A 20,964-nucleotide genomic window follows, 5' to 3' on the forward strand; every position below is an offset into this window, starting at 1 on the left:
CTTTTATCTTCAGACTAAATGTAGATTTCTTCTTTTATTTTCACATTGTTAATACCTTATCAACACATTAAAGGTATTTTTTAATCATGTTTTCTATATTAGGAACTGTAGCGTCATCCTTAGTAACTTCATCTACTTTTTCCCCATCTTTGTATATAGCCATAGTTGGAAGACCTAGTACTTTTTGTTTTATAGCTAATCTTCTAGCTTTTGTTGTATCCATCTTACAGAATTTTATTTTATCTCCATAAGTTTCAGCTAATTTATGAACATCTGGCATTAAAGCTTTACAAGGCTCACAACCTTCACTCCAAAAATCAACAAATACAAAACCTTCTGCATTTAAAACTTCTTCTTCAAATGTAGCCTTATCTAAATCTAACATTTTCTTATTCCCCCTTGAAATTTTTATTTTAAATATTATTCATTAAATTTAATTTACAGACTTTAGTTCCCAAATTTTTCATCAATATATTTCTCAGCCACTATAGATGCAATTGCTCCATCATTAGTTGCAGTTACAACCTGTCTTAGAGTTTTAGATCTACAATCTCCTGCTGCAAATACACCTGGTATGTTAGTTCTCATATCTTCATCAGTTATTATGTAACCTTTTTCATCCATATCAACTTTGCCTTTGAATAAATCGGTTTGAGCATCCAATCCAACGAAAACAAATACTCCCATTGTTCCATCTTCTTCATCTGCAAAGTACTCATGAGTTTCTCCAGTTACTTTATTTTTAAATACGACTGATTCTAATATTCCATCACCTTTAATTTCTTCTATTACTGTATCTAGTAAAAATTCTATCTTTGGATTAGCTTTTGCTTTTTCTTCAACACTCTTAGCGCATCTAAATCCTTGTCTTCTATGTACAATTGTTACTTTTCTAGCAAATTTAGTTAAATACATTGCTTCTTCTAATGCACTGTCTCCTCCACCTACAACAAATACTTCAAAATCTTCAAAGAAATCTGCATCACAAGTTGCACAATATGAAACACCTTTACCAGTAAGTTCTTTTTCTCCAGGACAACCAATCTTTCTTGGAGTTGCTCCTGTTCCTATTATTACTGCTTTTGCTCTATATTCTGCTTTTTCCCCTTTTAAAACTTTTATATCTCCATCTAGTTCAGTATCTACAATGTTGTCTCTTAGCATTTCTGCTCCAAACTCTTTACATTGTTCAACCATTCTAGCTATTAGACTTGGACCTGTTGCATTTGGAACTGACCCTGGATAATTTGCAATTTCATGTGTTATTACAATTTGCCCGCCAGTCTTATCTTTTTCTAGGATTAGAGTTTTCAACTTTGCTCTTGCTCCATAAAGACCTGCTGCAAGCCCTGCTGGTCCTGAACCAATTATTACTAAGTCATACACATTTTCCATTTTGACTTATCCTCCCCAATTAAATTTCTCATTTTATTTAATATTAAATTAGATTTAATATTTATGCTGTTTTAACAACTTTTTATAAACATCTTTATTCATACTGCATTCTTTGTATTGTATTATAAAATATATCATAATCAATTACTCTAAAATCATCTTGAACACTTTCTGTCCATTTTGGAGTCTTTTTATTATTCTGAAATTTACTTGCAGTAATGATTGCTTCTTCAATTAAGGTTAAAGAGTTTATATCCAAACGATTTCCTTTCTTTAGTATAACAGTTCTGTAAGGTGTTTCATTTGGTTTTACACTCCCATAAAGTGGATGAGATAAAAGTTCATAACCTTCATGTATCAAATCCCTACTTGCTTCTAAGATTCCAATATACGTTGTATCTTTAAACAAAATATCTCTGTCTTGAACTTCTTCTTTTACTTTTGGATTATTCGTAATTATTATCATTTTTTTACTCTCTTTCAAACTTTTATTTATTACTTGATAAATAAAAAACAGGAAAAACAAATCTCCCAATTTGTCTTCCCTGTTAAAATCATTTTCAGAGCCCCGTCCAAGTACAGTCATCTTTACCTGAGAATTTCATCTAATCTTTTGGGTAAATTAAGATTAAATTTGTCCCTTCGGTCGCTTTTTTATAAAGCAGTCTCCCATACTCTTCATCCGGATTATTAAGTTTTCAGAAAATTGAAAATCAAGCAATTTATCCTTTATTTTCTTTAAATAGCTTTTTTCTATCTCTGTTGACTTAAGTATATAAACATTCTATAAAATTTGCAATAGTTTTTTTATATGTATTTTGTATACATTTTTACTTTTTTTTCCAAATGTTGATATTGCATATTTCCTGTATTTTCTTTTTTTTTTAAGTGCAAACCTTTTTTGGTTTATTTTATCAAATTGATTAAAAATAAGACTATTTTTACAACAAATATTTGTTTTCTACATACTTTTTTAATTTTTAATCTTATGATGTGAAATTCTCATAATTTTTTATAATTTGTTGTCATTTATTTCATCAAACCAAGATTTAACATCACCTATAATAGACTTAATACAGTCATTATCAAATGGAGAATACAAATTTCCCATACTCACAATGTCTAAAAATGATTTTGTTCCTCCAACTTCACAGATATTTATATAATCTTGCCATCCTGCATCCCTATCTTGAATCATTTTTTTCCAAAATTGTAATGCACAAATTTGAGCTAATACATAATCTATGTAATAAAATGGATTTTTAAATATATGACCTTGCTTAAACCACCAACAACCTCTTTCTAAAAAATAATTATCATCATACTTTCTATGAGGTAAGTATTTTTTCTCTAAAAATCTCCAAATTTCCTTTCTTTTTGATTTATCTACATTAGGATTTTTATAAATATAGTGTTGAAATTCATCAACAATTACTCCATAAGGTATAAATTTAATTGCAGATGATAAGTGAGTAAATTTGTATTTATCTGTATCTTCTTTAAAAAATAAATCCATCCACGGCCATGTTATAAATTCCATACTCATTGAATGGATTTCACAACTGTCAAGCGTTGGAAAATTAATTTCTGGCATATCAATCCATCTAGACATATACAACTGAAATGCATGTCCTGCTTCATGTGTTAATACATCTATATCATCAGCAGTTTGATTAAAATTAGAAAAAACGAATGGCGACTTGTAATCTGGTATATAGGTACAATACCCTCCAGCTCCTTTTCCTTTCTTTGTTTCTAAATCCATAAGTTCATTTTCTAACATAAAATTAAAAAATCCATCTGTTTCTTTCGACAGTTCAGAATACATCCTTTTACCATTTTGAATTATGTATCTTGAATCTCCCTTTAAACTTGCATTTCCTGTTAAAAATTCCACGCCTTCATCTATGTAACTTAAATACTCTAAACCAATCCTTTTAGCTTGTTTTTCATAAAGTTCATTGGCCATTGGAACAACATATTTTAATACTTGTTTTCTAACACTTTCTATCATATCTTCTCTGTAGTCACTTCTCATCATTCTGATATATCCAAGCTCTACAAAATCTTCAAAACCTAATTTTTTAGATATCTTATCTCTAAGTTTTACTAGTTTATCAAATATATCATCAAATTCAGATTCATTTTCTTCAAAGAAATTATAATATGCTTTATTTGCTAGTTCTCTCGTTTTTCTGCACTTAGAATACATAAATTTCCCCATACCAGATAAATTTCTTTCTTCTCCATCAAACATTATCTCGGCTGATGCTAAAAGTCTAGTATACTCTGAACACAATTTATTTTCTTCCTGCAATTCACTTATTATTTCTTTAGAAAAACTTTTTAAAGAATATTCTACTATTGTAAAAAATTGTTCTCCAAACTCTTTTATCAAATCATATTTAAACTTTGAATTTACAATAGCATTATAAAAATGTGAATTTAATTCTTCATACAAAGGCATATATTCATCCCAATAGTTTTTTTCTTCTTGATAGAATTTATTAAGTGTATCTGTACTATAGCTTATCGATGCTATATTTGACAACGTTTCTATTTTATTCCTCAATAAATTAATCTTATGTATATTTTTTTGTTGCTCTTTATAATTACGAGAATTATTTATATCTTCTATACAACTCAAAAACTCTTTTTTCATACTATTGTAATTGGGTCTTTCATACTTAAACTCTGAAAATTTCATTTAAACACTCCTTTACAACTTTATTTTATTGTATTTATAAGTATAGCTTTACATGTAATGTAATACTCTTTTATAAAATTATTATATATATTAAATATTCTTTATACTGTAAAGGTTCTTGACAAGGGCATAATAAAACAACTGAAAACATAGGTGCCAACCTACATCAAAACGCCGCCATTGGAAACAATGGACGGCGTTTTTGCGTGCAAGGTGAAACACAGCCCAACGTTGGTCAATTCCGTGCACTTCTGGACATTTTGTCCAGAGGTGGCGGGTTTGGGGAGCAACCCCAACAGGCATTTTCGCGGCCCCCTGCGGGCGCGAAAATCGCAGGTGTGGCCACACCTGCCTTGCTTGCTGGTAGTGCGCAAACTTTTAAAACTACGCGATGAGCATTGTAGCTTACTTGACATCTTTTGATCTATGGTGTATGCTGTTAAGTATATTAACAGAGGAGAAGTGTTATGGATAACTTATCGATTGACCACCTGTGTGAACTGTTTCTTCAGGTTATAAACCAATATTCTGTCCTGGAAAAGCGGATGCATACTTATGAAATTGAACCTCAAATTTATTTAGCTGAAATTCATACCATTGCCGCTATCGGAACGCATGAAAATATTAATGTAACTGATTTGGCAAAACTGCAAGGGACATCAAAAAGTGCTGTATCACAAGCAATTAGCAAACTTGTTAAAAAGGGGTTCATTGAAAAACGTGTTTCACCAAACACGGAAAATGAAGTTATCTTATTTCTTACTGAAAAGGGGAAACAGGTATTTGATATGCATGAGAAACAGCATACTTTATTGAGGGCAGAATTAATTAACATATTAGAAAAATATCCATCTGAAACACTTAATATTCTTTCTTCATTGGCTGTCGATGTTCAAAAGATGTGGAAAGAAATTTTAATGTAGTAGCAATCTGTTTATTTTACATTTTGTGTTAAGCTGCTTAACACGTGGAGGTGTCAAGACAATGGGATATACCATTATAAACCCGATTCCTCAGTTCAATTTTCAGGCCAACAGGGTTTTAACCTATGGGGAATTAGCATGCAATCGTGAGATTATTAAAGCTCGTATTCCAGAGATACAGACTTTTGAAGACTGGTACATGGTTTGGTCTGATATGGCGCGATGTGCTGAGAAAAATAATCACTACCTTCATGCCGCTTATTATTATCGTATGGCTGAGTTTTTCTTGAAAGCAAATGATGAAAGAAAAGAGAGCGCCTATGATAGATGTATAAATTGCTTTTACCGTGGCTTTGATTTGGAATTGCATTTACACTATGAAAAAGTACAGATTCCCTTTGAAGGGAAACATCTTTATTGCTTAAAACTTTCCCATCCACATCCTAAAGGAACAGTTATTGTCTGTGGTGGGTATGACTCTTTTATCGAGGAATTTGTATTACAAGTGCATGAACTTGTATCTCAGGGTTATGAAATTCTCCTTTTTGATGGGCCAGGACAAGGGAAATGCCTTAAAGAAAAATTATACTTTCGCTTTGATTTTGAAAAAGCTACATCAACTATTTTGACTTATTTCCATATTGAAAAATGTGCGATGGTCGGTATTTCATGGGGCGGTTATTTTGCGTTGCGAAGTGCTGCGTATGAAAAAAGAATATCAGCAGTGGTTGCATACGATGTGATGGACAATGGATTTGAAGTAATGACAAATATATTTCCGCTTCCCATCTGCAAAATTATTCAATTTGCTTATTATAACAAATGGGAACGACTGCTAAATGGTCTAACTGGTATAATTGCAAGAAATAATGTTCTGGCGGATTGGGCACTATCCCAGGGAATGTATATTACAGGATCGAAATCCCCTTTTGAGTTTTATCAGAACCTATCTTATCACAACCTATCAGAAATTACAGGTTTAATCACGCAAGATGTATTGCTTCTGGCAGGAGAGAAAGATCACTACATTCCCCTCAAACAATTTTATAGACTTGAAAAATCTATAAATCATGCAAAGAGTCTGTCTTGCAGATTGTTTACAATAGCAGAGGGGGGTGAACAACATTGTCAGATTGGTAATCATATGCTGGCAGTCAATACCATTATAAATTGGTTGGGGAAATACTTTCTACATTAATTGTTCTTACATCATAAATAGCTTACAGCCGCGCTGTACTACATAAAATCTATCGTTTGGACATCTAGTGGTATCTCTGGACATTATGTCCCGAGGTGGTAAGGCCATTCATTAGAAAGAAGGGTTACGCAATGAATGCGGAGCACCGAGTTTTGATTATTGATAGCGATTTGAAAAACTGCAAAGCCATCAAGTACGCTTTGACTGAATACGGCATCAGTGCTTATTACACCCTGTCTGTGATAGATGGCATCGAGCGCCTTAACCGTCATAACTACGAGCTTGTGATCCTGGATATTTCCCTATCGGAAACAGACGGTTTTCAACTGCTCCGCTTTATGAGGCAAATGCGGAATATGCCGATCCTGGTGCTGTCCTCCCTGGGTGACATTGAGAACAAGGGCATTCCGATTGGGGGCGGATGATTTTCTGGAAAAACCCCTGGAGCTCCAGGAGTGCCTGTTTCGAGCCCAGGCCCTGCTCCGTACAATGCCACCGCCCCGCCCCTACCCGGCCAGCGGTGCTATACCATCGTCACGTTTGAAAACCTGTTGATCGATCCCCTTACCCGCCGCGTGGTCTACAATGGGCGGGAATTGGACTTGCCCCGCCGGGAGTTTGATCTGCTGTATATGCTGTCCTCTCAGGCTGAGCGGGTGCTCACCCATGAACAACTGCGCTACTATGTATGGGGCGATGATTTTGAGGGTGACGAAACCAACGCCATCCCTGTAAGCCGCCTGCGGCAAAAGCTGGGCGATGGAGACTGCATAGAAAATGTCCGAGGCGTGGGCTATCGCTTCAAAGCCTCCAGGCGCAAAAAGGAATAGCAAGCGCCTATTAGCGTATTTTTCAAAATATTTATCATTAGAGGTTTCTCTTTTGGCTTCAAAGTGCGGTTGATTGATAGAGAGATATTTTTTCCCTTAATACAGAGCGGGCGACTTCTGGACAAAATGTCCAGAGGTCGCCCGTTCCCCTTTGCGGCGGCATCCTTGTTGAAAGGGGCCGGCAGAGGTATAATATAGTTGTAGGTTGCCTCCTGTTCCAACAGAAAAGGAGCTAATTATGGATAACAGAATAGACGCGATTTACGGTAGACAATCTATTGACAAAAAGGACAGTATCAGCATTGAAAGCCAGTTTGAGTTTTGCCGGTACGAATTAAAAGGCGGTGAGGGAAATGAATATAAAGACAAGGGCTATTCCGGCAAGAACATTGACCGCCCCGACTTCCAGCGGCTTTTGGGTGACATCAAGGCCGGGCTGATTAAACGGGTAGTCGTTTACAAGCTGGACAGGATCAGCCGCTCCATTGTGGACTTCGCAAAGCTCATGGAAATATTCAAGCAGTACAACGTGGAGTTTGTCTCCTGCACGGAAAAGTTTGATACCTCAACCCCAATGGGCCGGGCGATGCTCAATATCTGTATTGTGTTCGCGCAACTGGAACGCGAAAGCATCCAAATGCGTGTAACGGACGCCTTTTATTCCCGGTGCGCCAAAAGCTACTATATGCGGGGCCGGGCGGCTTACGGTTTTGATTTGGAGCCCATCGTCATGGACGGGATTAAAACTAAAAAGCTGGTGGAAAACGCGGAGATGGATTACGTCGAGATGATGTTTGAAATGTACGGGGAGCCGGAAACCTCATACGGGGATATAACCCGGTACTTCACCACGCAGAATATTCTGGTGTATGGGAAAACGCTCAAACGCGGTTTTTTGGGCCAGCTTTTGAGAAACCCGGTTTACGTCCAGGCCGATATGGATATTTACGAATATTTCAAGGCCCAGGGTGTAAAAATTGAAAGCCCACCGGAACTGTTCACGGGTGATTATGGGTGCTATCTGTATCAGGGTCGGGAGGGTGAGGAGCCGATCCTCGTCATAACCCCCCATAAGGGCCGCATACCGTCGGGGCTCTGGCTGTCCGTCCAGCGCAAGCTATCACAAAACACCACATTCCAGAACGGGCGCAAATGCCATAATACATGGCTGGCTGGGAAAATCAAGTGTGGCTGTTGCGGATATGCCCTTGCAAGTCTCAACGCTCCGAATGGAGTTACCTATCTTCGGTGTAAACAACGCTCGGAAAATAAGGGCTGTCAAGGCGCGGGCACTCTGACAAAGCAAGTGCTTGAACAAGCCGTGTATGCGGAAATGGTTAAGAAAATGCGGGCGTTCCAAACGCTGAAAGGCACCAAAACCGAAAGCTACAATCCGAAACTGACCGTCGCCCGCGCCGCGCTTGCCAAAACCGAGGCCGAGATTGAAAAACTGCTTGACACGCTTTCCGGCGCAAACCCCACCTTGCTACAATACGCGAATAGCCGTATTGAGGAATTGGACGGGCAACGGCAAGCCCAGGCAAAACTGGTGGCCGACCTCACCACTAATTCCGTTTCGTCCTCTCAGGTTGAAAGCATATCCGGCTATCTGCGGGACTGGGAGTCTGTTGACTTTGACGACAAGCGCCGGGTGCTTGACACTCTTGTTTTACAAGTGCGGGCCATAAGTGAGCAAGTCGTGATACATTGGAAACTTTGATTTTTTCTCACTTCGCATTATACCATTGTCAAGAACCTTTAACCATGTTGAATAATAACATATGATTAATGGAATTACAATATTTTATAACACAAAACTAACTACTATAACAAATTACCATAAATCTATTTATTTAAAACTTTTAGCTCTATTAAGATAAATTTGTATTATATTAATAGTGCAAACGATGCCATTGCTTGTAATTAAGAATTCTGGAATTATTAATTACAAAATTTTTACGCTACCATGTCACATAAGCAATATTTTTACCAAAAAATTAATATTATTAAGCTTTCTAAATTACTTATCTCTTGATATAATAGTATACAAAACAAATCATATTTCCCACTGAAACTTTGTTCAACACTAGCTGTGTCAACGTTTTCACAGGAAATTTGAGTATATAATTTATTGGAGGTTGATATGTACAAATTAATCGCACTAGACATTGATGGAACAATATTAGACACACAAAAAAGGATTACTCCTGAAGTCTTTGAATCCATTCAAGAAGCAAAAAAGGCTGGAGCCAAAGTAGTTATAACAACAGGCAGACCTCTTCCTGGTGTAAAAGAACTTCTAAATCAACTAAATTTAACAGATGAAGGTGATTATGTTATATGCTTTAATGGAGCAATTATTCAAGAAGTTAAAAGTGAAAAAATTATACATGATGTAGAAATGACTTTAGATGATTTTGATTTTATATATAATAACATTTGTAAAAAATATAATACTAAAATACACATAAATACAATGACAAATTTAATTACACCAAATGAAACTCCTGGCAAATATACACTTCATGAAGCGAAATTAAATGATATAGAAGTCAAATATATACAAAAAGATAAAATTGATGAATCTATTAAAATCTGTAAAATCATGATAGTTGATGAACCAGAAAGATTGGAAGAAATCATACAACAGCTACCTAAAAATTTATTCAATAAATATACTATAGTAAGGTCTGCTCCTTTTTATCTAGAATTTTTAGGTAAAACTACTAATAAAGGAACTGCACTTAAAACATTATGCGCTAATCTAAATATACCTATAGAAAATGCTATTGCTGTTGGTGATGAAGAAAATGACCAACATATGATAAAGTATGCAGGTCTTGGTGTAGCTATGGGAAATGCACGTAATAGTATAAAAGAAATTGCTGATTATGTTACTGATACCAACAACGAAAATGGAGTTGCAAAAGTTATAAATAAATATATACTTAATAAAGCTATTTAAACAATTGTGAAATAAATGCATATATTTATGTCTAAGTATTATTATATATTAAAATTTGTAAAATAGATTGTATTGTATAAATACTTAAAAAGATTACTTAAAGATGTTGTGCAATTTAAGTAATCTTTTTTAATTATTTATCATATTGAGTTTATCTCACTATATATTTTTCAAATTTTTCATACTTATATCAAGAGCTTTAACAGAATGTGTAAGTGCTCCTACAGAAACAACATCCACACCAATTTTTCCTATAGATTCTATAGTCTCTAAATTTACATTTCCAGAAAATTCTATAATTGCTCTTCCATTTATAATATCTACTGCTTGTTTTGCCATTTCTAAGCTCATATTATCCAACATTATTATATCTGCTTTGGCTTCTATAGCTTCTTTTACCATATCTAAAGTTTCCACTTCTACTTCTATTTTTCTGACAAAAGAAGTGTTCTTTCTAGCTAATTCAACTGCATTCTTAACGCCACCAGCAACCCCAATATGGTTGTCTTTAAGCAATATTCCATCAGATAAATTAAATCTATGATTGCATCCTCCACCTACTTTAACAGAATACTTATCTAATATTCTAAGATTAGGTATCGTTTTTCTACTATCTAATAACTTTGTATTTGTGCCTTCAAGCTTTTTGACATACTTACTTGTAATAGTAGCTATACCGCTCATTCTCTGTAAATAATTTAATGCTACACGCTCTCCTACAAGTAAGTTTCTAGTATTGCCAGTTAATACAGCTATCTTTTCACGATTCTTTACCATATCACCATCATTTTTATATAATTCTACATCTACACCTCCAAGTATATCAAAAACTCTCTTAAATACGCCTAGACCAGCTATTATGCCCTCTTCTTTACAAATTAAATCTACAGTAGATTTAGAATTTTTATCTACAATAGAATTAGTTGTTATATCTTCACTTGGAACATCTTCTATTAAAGCATCTTGTATCATTCTATCAATAATCAAATAATTCATCGCCAAAATCCTCACTTGTTCTTTCAATTTCTTTTATAACTAATATTTTATTCTCTTTTTTTATCTGTTCTATATCTATATTCATATCTGATGTATCTATAAATTTAACTTTTATATTATCTATAACTGAGTTTATATTTTTAGCTGCTCTCTTTGAAAATACAAGCCCTTCAAGTAATGAATTACTTGCCAATCTATTTGCTCCATGAACACCTGTACAACTAATTTCACCAACTGCATATAAATTTTCCATAGATGTTTTTGAATCCAAATCTACATGTATCCCACCCATAAAATAATGTTGTGCAGGAGATACCTTTATATATTCTTTGGTTATATCTGTTCCTCTAGCTAAACATTCATTGTAAATGAAGGAAAACCTATTAATTAAATACTCATTATCTAGATGTGTTGCATCTAAATACACATAAGGTAAATTATCTTTTTCCATTTGTTCAAAAATTGCTTTTGAAACTACATCTCTAGGAAGAAGTTCATCTACAAACCTTTCTTTATTTTTATTTAAAAGCCTAGCTCCCTCCCCTCTTAATGATTCAGATATAAGCATTCTCCTACCTTCACTATTCTCTTCATAAAATGCTGTAGGATGTATTTGAATATATTCTAAATTTTCTATTTTTATATTATTTCTTAAAGCTATTGCAATTCCATCACCTGTAAGGTGTCTTTGGTTAGTAGAATTTTTAAAAAGCCCACCAATTCCACCTGTGGCTAAAACTACTATTTTTGAAAAAACATGAATCTCTTTTTTAGACTTAAAAATTCTAGCTCCGATACATTTATTGCCATCTTTTAATATATCCAAAAGATAGGCATTTTCTATAAGAGTTATATTTTCTCTAGTTTTAACTTCTTTTAATAAAGTCTTAAAAACAACTTCTCCAGTATTGTCCTTGCTATGAACTATTCGATTTACACTATGAGCTCCTTCTCTTGTGTAATCTATCTCTCCGTTTTCTTTATCTAAATGCATACCATACTCTACTATCTGCCCTACATTTTCTATAGATTCATCTGCAAGAACTTGGACTGCTTCAACTCTATTTTTATACTGTCCAGCCTTCATTGTATCTTCTACAAAAGACTCTATATCATCAATATTTCTAGCAGTTGAAATTCCACCTTGTGCAAGATATGTATTGTTATTTTCAATTGTTGATTTCGATACTACTAACACATTTAAATTTTTATCTAAATTTAATGCACAATATAATCCTGAAACGCCACTTCCAACTATTAAAACATCTTGTTTTAAATTCATAAATCTATCCCTCTATCCTTCTGCTAATTGGTGCATGTTAAGCAGTGAATTTAAAGCCTTTTCCATAATTTTGTCTTCTACAATAACTTCATTTTCCATATTTTTAAGCGTACTGTATAGATTTTCTAATGTTGTCTTTTTCATATCTGTACATAGTATTTTTCCACCAGGAATATAAAAGTTTTTATTAGGATTCTTTTTCTTTAATTCGTGCAATATACCTTCTTCAGTTGCTATTATAAAATCTTTATTTTCACTATTAGTAGCATACTTTATTATTCCTGATGTACTACCTACATAATCTCCTAAATCTCTTATTTCTTTTTTACATTCTGGATGTACCAATACTTCTGCATCCTTATACTTATCTTTTAATTCAATTATTTCTTCAGTCTTTATATTGTTATGGTATTTACAATATCCATCCCAAAATATAAAGTCTTTATCTGGAAATTTCTCTGCAATATATCCTCCTAAATTTTTATCTGGAAGGAATATGATTTCTCTATTATCTATGTTTTCTAATATTTTAATTGCACTAGACGATGTAACTGAAACATCACAATGCGCCTTAACTTTAGCTGTAGAGTTTATATAACATACAACCAAAGCATTTGGATACTGTTGTTTTAGTTTTATCACACCTTCTTCATCTACCATATCTGCCATAGCACACCCAGCATTACTTACTGGCATCAATACAGTTTTTTCAGGTGATAATATCTTAGCACTTTCTCCCATAAATCTCACTCCACAAAATACAACCACTTCTTCTTTACAGTCTCTAGCAATTTCACTTAAATAATATGAGTCGCCAACTGCATCTGCTAATTCTTGTATTTCTGGTGGTTGATAAAAATGGGCAAGTATTATTGCATTTTTTTCTTTCTTTAACTCTTTGATTTGATATGTTAAATCTTTATCCATAATTGCACCGCTTTCTATATGTACTAGTGTATATACACCTGTAAACTCATTATATCACTTGACTATTTTTTCTTCAAGAATTTTAGAACTCTTAATATTGTTAATATATAGATATTTACAGTATAAATTAATCTCTATTTTTTCCTTACCTATTTAAAATATTTTTTATATTTTTTTAAAATATTACCATAATTTTATTTGTATTCTTTATTATTATAATATTGAAAATTTTGCCAAATACATGTATACTAAGTACATGGTTATGTATATGTATTTATTTATGAAATTATATTAGTTTTAGTATTTTATAGAACTTGTAGGTTTTCTAGAATTAAATTTTATGTAAACCTACACATTTAGATGATATATATACAGAGTCCAAAATTTTTTATAAATGGGGTGATATTATGACAACATTCTTAATCGGCTTGGCTATATTACTAATAGGAGGTGTTTTATACGGTGCTTATTGCGAAAAAGTATTTGGCCCAGACGACAGAAAAACACCTGCACTTGCTCAAAGCGACGGAGTAGATTATGTTCCAATGAAAAAGTGGAAAAATAGTCTAATCGAGTTGCTTAATATAGCTGGTACAGGTCCAATTCTAGGACCTATCCAAGGTATATTGTTTGGTCCAATAGCATTTATACTAATACCTATTGGCTGTGTATTTGGAGGAGCTTTACATGACTATATGAGTGGAATGATTAGTATAAGAGAAAAAGGATCACAGATGCCTTCCCTTATCAGTAGATTTCTAGGTAACAAAGTATTTCAAGTCTATAATATATTCCTTTGTCTTTTAATGCTTTTAGTTGGTGCAGTTTTTATTTACACACCTGGAGATTTAGTTGTTACTCAAATCTTAAATATGAAATCAACTATAAATAATCCAGTTGTCTGGATAGTTTACGGAATTATCTTTCTATATTACTTATGTGCAACACTATTTCCAATTGATAAAATCATAGGAAAAATATATCCAATATTTGGAGCTATCTTACTTTTATCTGCTATTGGTGTTGGAATAGGGATATTTACACAAGGTTATGATCTAGCTAATCTAAGTCTTGCAAATTGGAAAGGTATTCATCCTGATGGAATTCCTCTTATCCCTACATTCTTCGTTACAGTTGCTTGTGGTATAGTTTCTGGATTCCACTCAACTCAAGCTACTCTTATAGCAAGATCAGTTTCAAGTGAAAAAGAAGGAAAAGCTACTTTTTATAACATGATGATTTTAGAAGGTCTAATTGCAATGATTTGGGCTGCAGCTGCTATGGGTATTTACAATAAAGGAATACCTAAGGAATTAATAGGTTCTCCTGATGTAATAGGTTTAGTTGCAAGAGATTTACTTGGCTCTATTGGTGGTATCATAGCCATAATAGGTGTTATTGTTTTACCAATAACTTCTGGAGATACAGCTTTAAGATCTTTAAGATTAATGCTTGCAGATTACTTTCATTATGACCAAAAGGAAAAGAAACATCGTGTTATATTATCAATCTGTATATTTATTCCTGTAATAGCCATCCTCGTATTTGCAAAGCTTAGTGCTTCTGGATTTAATATATTGTGGAGATACTTCTCATGGAGTAATCAAACTATCGCTATATTTGCATTTGCAATGATTACAGTTTACCTTATAATAAAAGAAAAGAATTATATTATAAGCTTAATTCCAGGTATGTTTTACTCTTTTGTTATATTCAGTTATATATTTAATGCTCAAATTGGATTTAACTTAAACATAAATATATCATATGCTTTAGCTGCTATATTTACTGTATTATATGCTGTTTTAACTGTACGCTCTGGTAAAAAGTTAAAAAGCAAAGCAGATACCAAATTAGCTGACTAAAAATAAATAAAATCACATTTAAATTAAATTAAAAAAAGTAACGAAAAAGAGGTTTTCTCAAGTTTGGATATGTCCCTGTCAAGTAGACAGACTTAAAAAAGGCTATCTTTACGCACAATGAGTTCGATATTCAATCGGACTCATTCCGTTTTTTAATTGTATTCTTTCATTATTATAAAAATAAATATAATCATTTATTAGACTAATCATTTTCTTTGGATCTGTAGTATCAATTAAATATATTAATTCAGATTTAAAATGACTGAAAAAACTTTCTATAGGAGCATTATCCCAGCAGTTGCCCTTTCGGGACATTGATTGTATAATACCATTATCCTTAAGCCTTTTAGAGTAAGATCTACTTGTATATTGTGAACCTTGATCTGTATGTAAAATACAATCTTTAGCTAAATTCATATTTATTAGTTGATTTACTGTATTATTAACTAATTTAGTATCCATTTTTGTACTTATCTCATATGCCACTATTTCACCATTAAATAAATCTTTGGCTACATTCATATATAAGAATTTTTTACCGATAGGTATGTATGTTATATCCATACAAATTTTTTCTAATGGTTGATTAGCTCTAAATTCACGATTTAATATATTATCATATATCTCATATGATTTAAACTTACGTCTATATACTTTCTTTCTAATAATAGATTTAATACCTAGTTCTTTCATCAACCTATATACTCTCTTATGATTAATAGGGCTATCAAGTATTTTATTTAAATAAGTACAAATTCTTTTTCTACCGTAAGTTCCTCTATATTTTTTATGTATTTCAATTATATAATCCTTAATAATTCTATCTTTGATACCCCTATCGGAAGATTTTTTAGAATAACTTAGCCATTTATAGTAACCGCTTCTTGACACACCTATCAACTTACACATACTAGAAATACTATACTTCCTAGACATAAGTTTAATTGTTTTAAATTTATCGCTTACTTTGACTTGTCCAATAGGGTACTTAACTTTTTTAAGAATTCATTCTCCATGCGTAAGTACTTCAATTCTTCTTCAACAGATTTAAATTTTCTATTATCATTTTCTAGACTAATATTTTTAAATCTGCCCCTAGTTTCATCATTAAACGCAGTTTTACCTTTATTTTTATAATCTTTTACCCAGTTTTGAACTTGTGTTTTGCTTCTTATATTCAGCATCTCAGCAATTTTGTATGATGAGTATCCTTCTTTTATATATAAGTTTACAGCTTTTAGTTTAAGTTCTTTGCTATATTTTTTGTGTTTTTTAGACATAGAAAAACCCCCTTAGAGTATACGCTTTTTAGACCTATTATAATAGCCTTTTATTTAAATGTCTACTATAAGGGGATTATACTAAGTTAGAGATTGACCTCTTTTTCATTTAATACAGCAATAAATATTTAAGTGTTTCCTCTTTATTGGAATATTTATCCTATGTTTATAATATAAATAAATAAAAGTTTTAAAACAATCTATTTATTTATATACTTAAAATAAATTTTTTTGGAGGAATACTTATGAATAATAAATTATATGAACTTGAAAAAAATCTACCAGAAACATCTTGCTCTTTTTGCACACATCTTTCATTTAAGGGGCCTAGCCTAGACTATAGATATGATATTAGATGTGTTATTTCAGATACAAAACCTGACTTTAGAGGATGTTGTGAATATTTTGAACCAGAATATACAGAGTTAAATACAGGAGATTTAGACAATCTATACATAAACTTTCTTGAGACATGCCTCAAGGTAAATTATAATGATTACATCAATTCTATGTACTGGAAGTTATTTAAGGAAAGAACTTTACTAGAAAACAATTCTAAGTGTTCTATATGTGGATCAACTGAAAATGTTGATGTATATCATGTTAATAAAAATTTAGGAAGGGAAACTTCCAAAGATGTAGTTGTTAAATGTAATAAATGTAATTGTAAATAAGTGTATAAAATTTAAATAACTTCACATAATAAGTTTAAATAAAACTTAGGAGGTTATTTATGAAAAATAATAATTTAAATTGTGCTGCCACTAATTGCGCTTATAATACTAGCGGATACTGCTATGCTGGTAGCATAAAAGTAGACGGAAAGCAAGCAACTACTACAGAAAATACTTATTGTGCTTCTTTTGAAGACAAATATACGTCTGGAATAACTAGTCGTTCTAATGAAACTAACCAAGTTGATACAGATAACATTTATTGTGAAGCTGTAAAATGTAAATACAATAAAAATGAACTTTGTAAAGCTGAAAAAGTTCATATAAATGAAAAAAATGCAAGTTGTGAAACTTTTGAAATGAAATAAATTTCTTTTTATTTAACTTTATAGTATTTACAAAAAGCAAAATGGAACCTATCAAATAGACGTCTTTATTAATGATGTCTAATTATAGGTTCTTTTTTAAAGTAAATCATAATCCATATATACAAATAAATTATTATTTTATATATTACCTAGAGGTAAATTTAACACCTAGAATATCCATAAGGAGCATGAATATTGGAACTCCAATTAATAATCCCCATATACCTAAATAGTGTTCTCCTACAAGTAAAATAATAAAAACGAGTAGAAAAATATTAAAAATTACTTATTAATTTTTCATAAAACAATATTAAAATTTAGAGAAGATAAATTTTAAATAATCATACTTATACTAAAATCTACTCAACATCATATGTTTAATTTATTATTATCTATATGAGATAGTAATTCGTATATTTCTGGATATTCAAAAAACAAACCCTCTTTTAGTAATTGTCTTATTTCATCTGTACTTACCCACTTTACTTCACTTACTTCTTCCTCCTGTAAAATAGCTTTTGATATATCATATTCTTTTTTAACCAAATATACATCCCAAAGGGTATCATCATGAATCATACTTCTAAAAACCTTCATTTCGTCTTTACTTATATCTATCCCTATTTCTTCCTTTGCTTCACGAATTGCTCCTTCTAAACTTTCTTCCCCAGAAACAATACATCCAGTTGTCATCCCCCACATATTTGGCAATGTCTTTTTACTTTTAGACCTTTTCTGAATTAAAATTTGAGAGTCACTATTTAAAATCCATACTTCAACTGCTAAATGATAATAACCTTCTTCAATAGAATTACCTCTTTTTATAACATTTCCTGTTTTAACTCCATTGGCATTATATAAATCCCATAATTCCATTTCAAAATCTCCTTACATTTACTATAAATTAGATAAACTACAAATATATTTTAGTATAATTAGTTCTGCTCATTTTTTATTGCAATACCTGATTTACATTTATGTTCCTCACTTTTCTTTTCCTTCCACTCTCTTATGTCATCTATAATAAATCTATGTTTCAGCGACTTTGTATCAAATTTAAATATTCTAAACACTATTTGTAATACATATCCTAACCCTAAAGCACTTACAAGCGTACCAATACCTACAGAACCTCCTAATAGCCAACCAACAATCAATGCTAGTATTTCAAGAATTGTTCTGACAAGACGTACAGATTTATTGGTTCTTTTCTGAAGAGCAATCATAAGCCCATCTCTCGGTCCACTTCCAAGACAAACACCTAAATATAAAAAGCTTGCTATAGCTGCCAAAATAATTCCTATAACAACCATAAATACACCTACATAAGTGTTACTTGCGTGAGGTATCGCTCCAGAAAATATTACTAAATCAATAAAAATTCCTATAAATGTCATGTTAAATAGTGTACCCCATCCTATATTTTCACCAAAAACTGCATCCAATATAACGATTATAACTCCTACCATTATAGAAGCCTGACCTATAGTTATACCTAGTTTTATAGATAAACCTTGATGAAGTACATCCCAAGGCATAAGACCTACATGTGCATTAATCATAAGCACAGAAGAAATTGCAAATATAAAGAAACCCGAAAATAATCTTATCATACTTTTTAAATTTATTTTTCCCATCAAAAATCACTCCTCATAATAATAATAACAATAAATACCAATAAAATATATATATAAATACTAAATTTTACAGAATTCTTCATTAGCTTAAGATAAAATTTTAATTATAAAAAAGTGGCAATCCATATTTTATACATTTTCACCTATACTCTAAGCTTTCGTGTATAAAAACGGATATACCACTTTTTTAGTATATAAACATTTTTAGTTTTTCTTATTAATTTTCACTGTAAACTCTAGCTTCTTCTTCTCCATTTAGTACTCTTAAAGTTCCAAAAGCAAGCGATTCCAATTCATTTTCTCCTGCCATAATTTCTACAGGTGCTATAAATTCAACTTTCTTTTTAACCATTGAGGTAAACATTTCAGAATATGCAATTCCACCTGTTATAATTATAGCATCTACTTTTCCATCTACTACAGTTGCTAGTTCTCCAATACCTTTTGCCAGTTGATAAGCCATTGCTTCATAAATAATTTTTGCTTCTTTATTTCCTTCTGCTATCATTTTTTCAACTTCTCTAGCATCTACAGTATTTAGATATGAAACTATACCACCTTTACCTCTTATCTTTTTAGTCATTTCTCTTTCTGAATATTTACCTGAATAACAAGCAGCCACTAATTTTGTAGCAGGTACTCTTCCTGACCTTTCTGGAGAAAATGGCCCTTCATCATCAGATAGCATATCAACCATTCTTCCTTTTTCATGAAGATAAATACTTACTCCTCCACCAATATGAGCTACTATTAAGTTTAAGCTCTTATAATCTTTTCCATTATCTTTAGCATATTTTAAAGCCATTGCTCGAGTATTTAATGCATGCCCTGCACTTGCTCTATCCATCCCACAAAGCCCAGATATTCTTGCTACATCTATAAGCTCATCTACTGCAACAGAATCATAAATATATGAGTTTATTCCAAGAGGTTCTGATATTGCATGTGCCACAACAGCACCTAAATTTGAAGCATGTTCAAGCACCGGTCTATGTCTAAGTACATCAATCATTTCTTCATTTACTAAATACGCTCCTGATTTTACTGGTGGTAAAACTCCACCTCTTCCTACTATTGCACTAAGAGACTTTAAATCTATACTATTTTCTTTAAGAATATTCAAAACTGCTTCCTTACGCATTTCAAATTGGTCTTGTATAGTATTATATCTTGCAATTTCTTCAGCTGGATGGTCTATTGTCTTCACAAGAATTTGTTCTTCTCCATCATATACTGCTATTTTTGTAGAAGTAGAGCCTGGATTTATGGCTAATATTCTGTAAGTCATAATTTTCTTCCTTTCACCTTAATTTCTATAGTCTACTTATATCTATTATAGACTATTTGCCAACCATTTCCATGCCTTCATGGAAAGCTTTTATATTTAATTCAACAAATTTTGGTTTAACATTTTCACTTATAATTTTTTCCCAATCAATAGACTCTAGTTGCATAGATTTAACTAGACATCCTAATAAAATAACATTCATTATTTTTGAATTTCCTAGTTCTTCAGCTTTATCAGCTGCATTTATAACCTTTGCATTTAATCTATTTAACTCTTCATCTATATCACTTTCTTGATATTCAACTCCTCCGATTAAAACAGTCATAGAATCTATTCTATGATTATTTACTAAAGCTTTTCCTTCTGGTTTTAAATAATTGAACCATCTTAAAGCTTCCATTTTTTCAAAAGATACTAATATGTCTGCTCCACCAATTTCTATAACTGGAGAATGAACACAATCTCCATATCTAACTTGTGAAGAAACTGAACCTCCTCTTTGACTCATTCCATGTATTTCACTCATTTTTACATCGTATCCAGCTTCCATCAATCCCATAGTTAATAATTTACTAGCAAGTATAGTTCCTTGACCTCCTACACCTACCAAAAGTATACTCTTAGTCATA

The 20,964-nt window shown here is 32.0% G+C and carries 22 protein-coding genes and 1 riboswitch; of the genes, 9 read left to right on the forward strand and 13 right to left on the reverse strand.

Going from position 1 to position 20,964, the window contains the following annotated elements; all coding sequences use genetic code 11:
• Positions 1–67: 67 nt before the first annotated feature.
• From JJC02_11410 to JJC02_11425, 4 genes are all read right to left on the reverse strand, one after another.
• Positions 68–385: a thiol reductase thioredoxin gene (locus tag JJC02_11410; protein ID UDN53511.1), complete on the reverse strand. Its 318-nt coding sequence runs from the start codon at positions 383–385 to the stop codon at positions 68–70.
• 62 nt (positions 386–447) lie between these two features.
• Positions 448–1,395 (reverse strand): thioredoxin-disulfide reductase, encoded by a 948-nt coding sequence (trxB, locus tag JJC02_11415; GenBank protein UDN53512.1) that lies wholly within the window; start codon positions 1,393–1,395, stop codon positions 448–450.
• Between the two features lie 94 nt (positions 1,396–1,489).
• The gene (locus JJC02_11420; protein UDN53513.1) at positions 1,490–1,861 is read right to left on the reverse strand and encodes a GrdX family protein; all 372 of its coding nucleotides are present in this window, start codon (positions 1,859–1,861) and stop codon (positions 1,490–1,492) included.
• A gap of 103 nt (positions 1,862–1,964) precedes the next feature.
• Positions 1,965–2,077, reverse strand: a riboswitch (glycine riboswitch).
• A gap of 330 nt (positions 2,078–2,407) precedes the next feature.
• Complete coding sequence (locus JJC02_11425; protein UDN53514.1) at positions 2,408–4,102, reverse strand: M3 family oligoendopeptidase; 1,695 nt, start codon at positions 4,100–4,102, stop codon at positions 2,408–2,410.
• 467 nt (positions 4,103–4,569) lie between these two features.
• Here JJC02_11425 and JJC02_11430 point away from each other — a divergent pair, with 467 nt between their 5' ends.
• The 6 genes from JJC02_11430 to yidA all read left to right on the forward strand — a co-directional run bounded on the left by JJC02_11430 (position 4,570) and on the right by yidA (position 10,018).
• Positions 4,570–5,025: a MarR family transcriptional regulator gene (locus tag JJC02_11430; protein UDN53515.1), complete on the forward strand. Its 456-nt coding sequence runs from the start codon at positions 4,570–4,572 to the stop codon at positions 5,023–5,025.
• A 61-nt stretch (positions 5,026–5,086) separates the two neighbouring features.
• Positions 5,087–6,223, forward strand: a complete 1,137-nt coding sequence (locus tag JJC02_11435) for an alpha/beta hydrolase (GenBank protein ID UDN53516.1) — start codon at positions 5,087–5,089, stop codon at positions 6,221–6,223.
• A 131-nt stretch (positions 6,224–6,354) separates the two neighbouring features.
• Positions 6,355–6,648: a response regulator gene (locus JJC02_11440; protein UDN53517.1), complete on the forward strand. Its 294-nt coding sequence runs from the start codon at positions 6,355–6,357 to the stop codon at positions 6,646–6,648.
• Between the two features lie 30 nt (positions 6,649–6,678).
• Positions 6,679–7,053 (forward strand): winged helix-turn-helix transcriptional regulator, encoded by a 375-nt coding sequence (locus JJC02_11445; GenBank protein ID UDN53518.1) that lies wholly within the window; start codon positions 6,679–6,681, stop codon positions 7,051–7,053.
• A 238-nt stretch (positions 7,054–7,291) separates the two neighbouring features.
• On the forward strand, positions 7,292–8,773 hold the full coding sequence (locus JJC02_11450; GenBank protein UDN53519.1) for a recombinase family protein: 1,482 nt from the start codon (positions 7,292–7,294) through the stop codon (positions 8,771–8,773).
• 423 nt (positions 8,774–9,196) lie between these two features.
• The gene (yidA, locus tag JJC02_11455) at positions 9,197–10,018 is read left to right on the forward strand and encodes a sugar-phosphatase (protein ID UDN53520.1); all 822 of its coding nucleotides are present in this window, start codon (positions 9,197–9,199) and stop codon (positions 10,016–10,018) included.
• Between the two features lie 159 nt (positions 10,019–10,177).
• Here the strand turns inward: yidA and nadC are convergent, their stop codons facing one another.
• Genes nadC through nadA form a run of 3 tightly spaced genes read right to left on the reverse strand, consistent with a single transcriptional unit; the run spans position 10,178 to position 13,223 of the window.
• Positions 10,178–11,014 carry a carboxylating nicotinate-nucleotide diphosphorylase gene (nadC, locus tag JJC02_11460; protein ID UDN53521.1) on the reverse strand — a complete coding sequence of 279 codons (837 nt, stop codon included), beginning with the start codon at positions 11,012–11,014 and terminating at the stop codon, positions 10,178–10,180.
• The gene (locus JJC02_11465; GenBank protein ID UDN53522.1) at positions 10,995–12,296 is read right to left on the reverse strand and encodes an L-aspartate oxidase; all 1,302 of its coding nucleotides are present in this window, start codon (positions 12,294–12,296) and stop codon (positions 10,995–10,997) included. Before JJC02_11465 ends, nadC begins: the two co-directional genes overlap by 20 nt.
• A gap of 12 nt (positions 12,297–12,308) precedes the next feature.
• Positions 12,309–13,223 carry a quinolinate synthase NadA gene (gene nadA, locus JJC02_11470; protein ID UDN53523.1) on the reverse strand — a complete coding sequence of 305 codons (915 nt, stop codon included), beginning with the start codon at positions 13,221–13,223 and terminating at the stop codon, positions 12,309–12,311.
• A 407-nt stretch (positions 13,224–13,630) separates the two neighbouring features.
• On the opposite strand from nadA, the gene JJC02_11475 reads away from it, so the two are divergent.
• Positions 13,631–15,088: a carbon starvation protein A gene (locus tag JJC02_11475; GenBank protein ID UDN53524.1), complete on the forward strand. Its 1,458-nt coding sequence runs from the start codon at positions 13,631–13,633 to the stop codon at positions 15,086–15,088.
• Between the two features lie 108 nt (positions 15,089–15,196).
• On the opposite strand, the gene JJC02_11480 is transcribed toward JJC02_11475, so the two are convergent.
• Both JJC02_11480 and JJC02_11485 read right to left on the reverse strand, forming a co-directional pair.
• Positions 15,197–16,093, reverse strand: a complete 897-nt coding sequence (locus JJC02_11480) for an IS3 family transposase (GenBank protein UDN56419.1) — start codon at positions 16,091–16,093, stop codon at positions 15,197–15,199.
• Complete coding sequence (locus JJC02_11485; GenBank protein ID UDN53525.1) at positions 16,051–16,368, reverse strand: transposase; 318 nt, start codon at positions 16,366–16,368, stop codon at positions 16,051–16,053. The genes JJC02_11480 and JJC02_11485 overlap by 43 nt, the downstream gene beginning before the upstream one ends.
• A 245-nt stretch (positions 16,369–16,613) precedes the next feature.
• Between JJC02_11485 and JJC02_11490 the strand changes: the two genes are divergently transcribed.
• Positions 16,614–17,042, forward strand: coding sequence for a hypothetical protein (locus JJC02_11490; protein ID UDN53526.1), 429 nt, complete (start codon positions 16,614–16,616; stop codon positions 17,040–17,042).
• A 59-nt stretch (positions 17,043–17,101) separates the two neighbouring features.
• Complete coding sequence (locus JJC02_11495) at positions 17,102–17,410, forward strand: DUF1540 domain-containing protein (protein ID UDN53527.1); 309 nt, start codon at positions 17,102–17,104, stop codon at positions 17,408–17,410.
• A gap of 369 nt (positions 17,411–17,779) precedes the next feature.
• Here JJC02_11495 and JJC02_11500 read toward each other — a convergent pair whose 3' ends face one another.
• The 4 genes from JJC02_11500 to JJC02_11515 form a co-directional block, all read right to left on the reverse strand.
• Positions 17,780–18,286, reverse strand: coding sequence for an NUDIX domain-containing protein (locus JJC02_11500; protein UDN53528.1), 507 nt, complete (start codon positions 18,284–18,286; stop codon positions 17,780–17,782).
• Positions 18,287–18,345: 59 nt separating this feature from the next.
• Entirely contained in the window at positions 18,346–19,047 is a 702-nt protein-coding gene (locus JJC02_11505) for a hypothetical protein (GenBank protein UDN53529.1), read from the reverse strand.
• Between the two features lie 217 nt (positions 19,048–19,264).
• Complete coding sequence (gene buk / locus JJC02_11510; GenBank protein ID UDN53530.1) at positions 19,265–20,335, reverse strand: butyrate kinase; 1,071 nt, start codon at positions 20,333–20,335, stop codon at positions 19,265–19,267.
• Between the two features lie 52 nt (positions 20,336–20,387).
• Complete coding sequence (locus JJC02_11515; GenBank protein ID UDN53531.1) at positions 20,388–20,963, reverse strand: indolepyruvate oxidoreductase subunit beta; 576 nt, start codon at positions 20,961–20,963, stop codon at positions 20,388–20,390.
• Position 20,964: the final 1 nt, after the last annotated feature.

The sequence above is a fragment of the Clostridioides sp. ES-S-0054-01 genome (genome assembly GCA_021561035.1).
Taxonomy (GTDB): Bacteria; Bacillota; Clostridia; order Peptostreptococcales; family Peptostreptococcaceae; genus Clostridioides.

What these genes read in the sequence shown, in the direction of transcription:
- JJC02_11440 (UDN53517.1), top strand. Translation starts at nt 6,355, where the DNA reads ATGAATGCGGAGCACCGAGTTTTGATTATTGATAGCGATTTGAAAAAC.
- JJC02_11485 (UDN53525.1), bottom strand. Translation starts at nt 16,368, where the DNA reads ATGTCTAAAAAACACAAAAAATATAGCAAAGAACTTAAACTAAAAGCT.
- nadC (UDN53521.1), bottom strand. Translation starts at nt 11,014, where the DNA reads ATGAATTATTTGATTATTGATAGAATGATACAAGATGCTTTAATAGAA.
- nadA (UDN53523.1), bottom strand. Translation starts at nt 13,223, where the DNA reads ATGGATAAAGATTTAACATATCAAATCAAAGAGTTAAAGAAAGAAAAA.
- trxB (UDN53512.1), bottom strand. Translation starts at nt 1,395, where the DNA reads ATGGAAAATGTGTATGACTTAGTAATAATTGGTTCAGGACCAGCAGGG.
- JJC02_11450 (UDN53519.1), top strand. Translation starts at nt 7,292, where the DNA reads ATGGATAACAGAATAGACGCGATTTACGGTAGACAATCTATTGACAAA.
- JJC02_11475 (UDN53524.1), top strand. Translation starts at nt 13,631, where the DNA reads ATGACAACATTCTTAATCGGCTTGGCTATATTACTAATAGGAGGTGTT.
- JJC02_11490 (UDN53526.1), top strand. Translation starts at nt 16,614, where the DNA reads ATGAATAATAAATTATATGAACTTGAAAAAAATCTACCAGAAACATCT.
- JJC02_11410 (UDN53511.1), bottom strand. Translation starts at nt 385, where the DNA reads ATGTTAGATTTAGATAAGGCTACATTTGAAGAAGAAGTTTTAAATGCA.
- JJC02_11505 (UDN53529.1), bottom strand. Translation starts at nt 19,047, where the DNA reads ATGGGAAAAATAAATTTAAAAAGTATGATAAGATTATTTTCGGGTTTC.
- JJC02_11500 (UDN53528.1), bottom strand. Translation starts at nt 18,286, where the DNA reads ATGGAATTATGGGATTTATATAATGCCAATGGAGTTAAAACAGGAAAT.
- buk (UDN53530.1), bottom strand. Translation starts at nt 20,335, where the DNA reads ATGACTTACAGAATATTAGCCATAAATCCAGGCTCTACTTCTACAAAA.
- JJC02_11515 (UDN53531.1), bottom strand. Translation starts at nt 20,963, where the DNA reads ATGACTAAGAGTATACTTTTGGTAGGTGTAGGAGGTCAAGGAACTATA.
- JJC02_11465 (UDN53522.1), bottom strand. Translation starts at nt 12,296, where the DNA reads ATGAATTTAAAACAAGATGTTTTAATAGTTGGAAGTGGCGTTTCAGGA.
- JJC02_11425 (UDN53514.1), bottom strand. Translation starts at nt 4,102, where the DNA reads ATGAAATTTTCAGAGTTTAAGTATGAAAGACCCAATTACAATAGTATG.
- yidA (UDN53520.1), top strand. Translation starts at nt 9,197, where the DNA reads ATGTACAAATTAATCGCACTAGACATTGATGGAACAATATTAGACACA.
- JJC02_11435 (UDN53516.1), top strand. Translation starts at nt 5,087, where the DNA reads ATGGGATATACCATTATAAACCCGATTCCTCAGTTCAATTTTCAGGCC.
- JJC02_11495 (UDN53527.1), top strand. Translation starts at nt 17,102, where the DNA reads ATGAAAAATAATAATTTAAATTGTGCTGCCACTAATTGCGCTTATAAT.
- JJC02_11430 (UDN53515.1), top strand. Translation starts at nt 4,570, where the DNA reads ATGGATAACTTATCGATTGACCACCTGTGTGAACTGTTTCTTCAGGTT.
- JJC02_11420 (UDN53513.1), bottom strand. Translation starts at nt 1,861, where the DNA reads ATGATAATAATTACGAATAATCCAAAAGTAAAAGAAGAAGTTCAAGAC.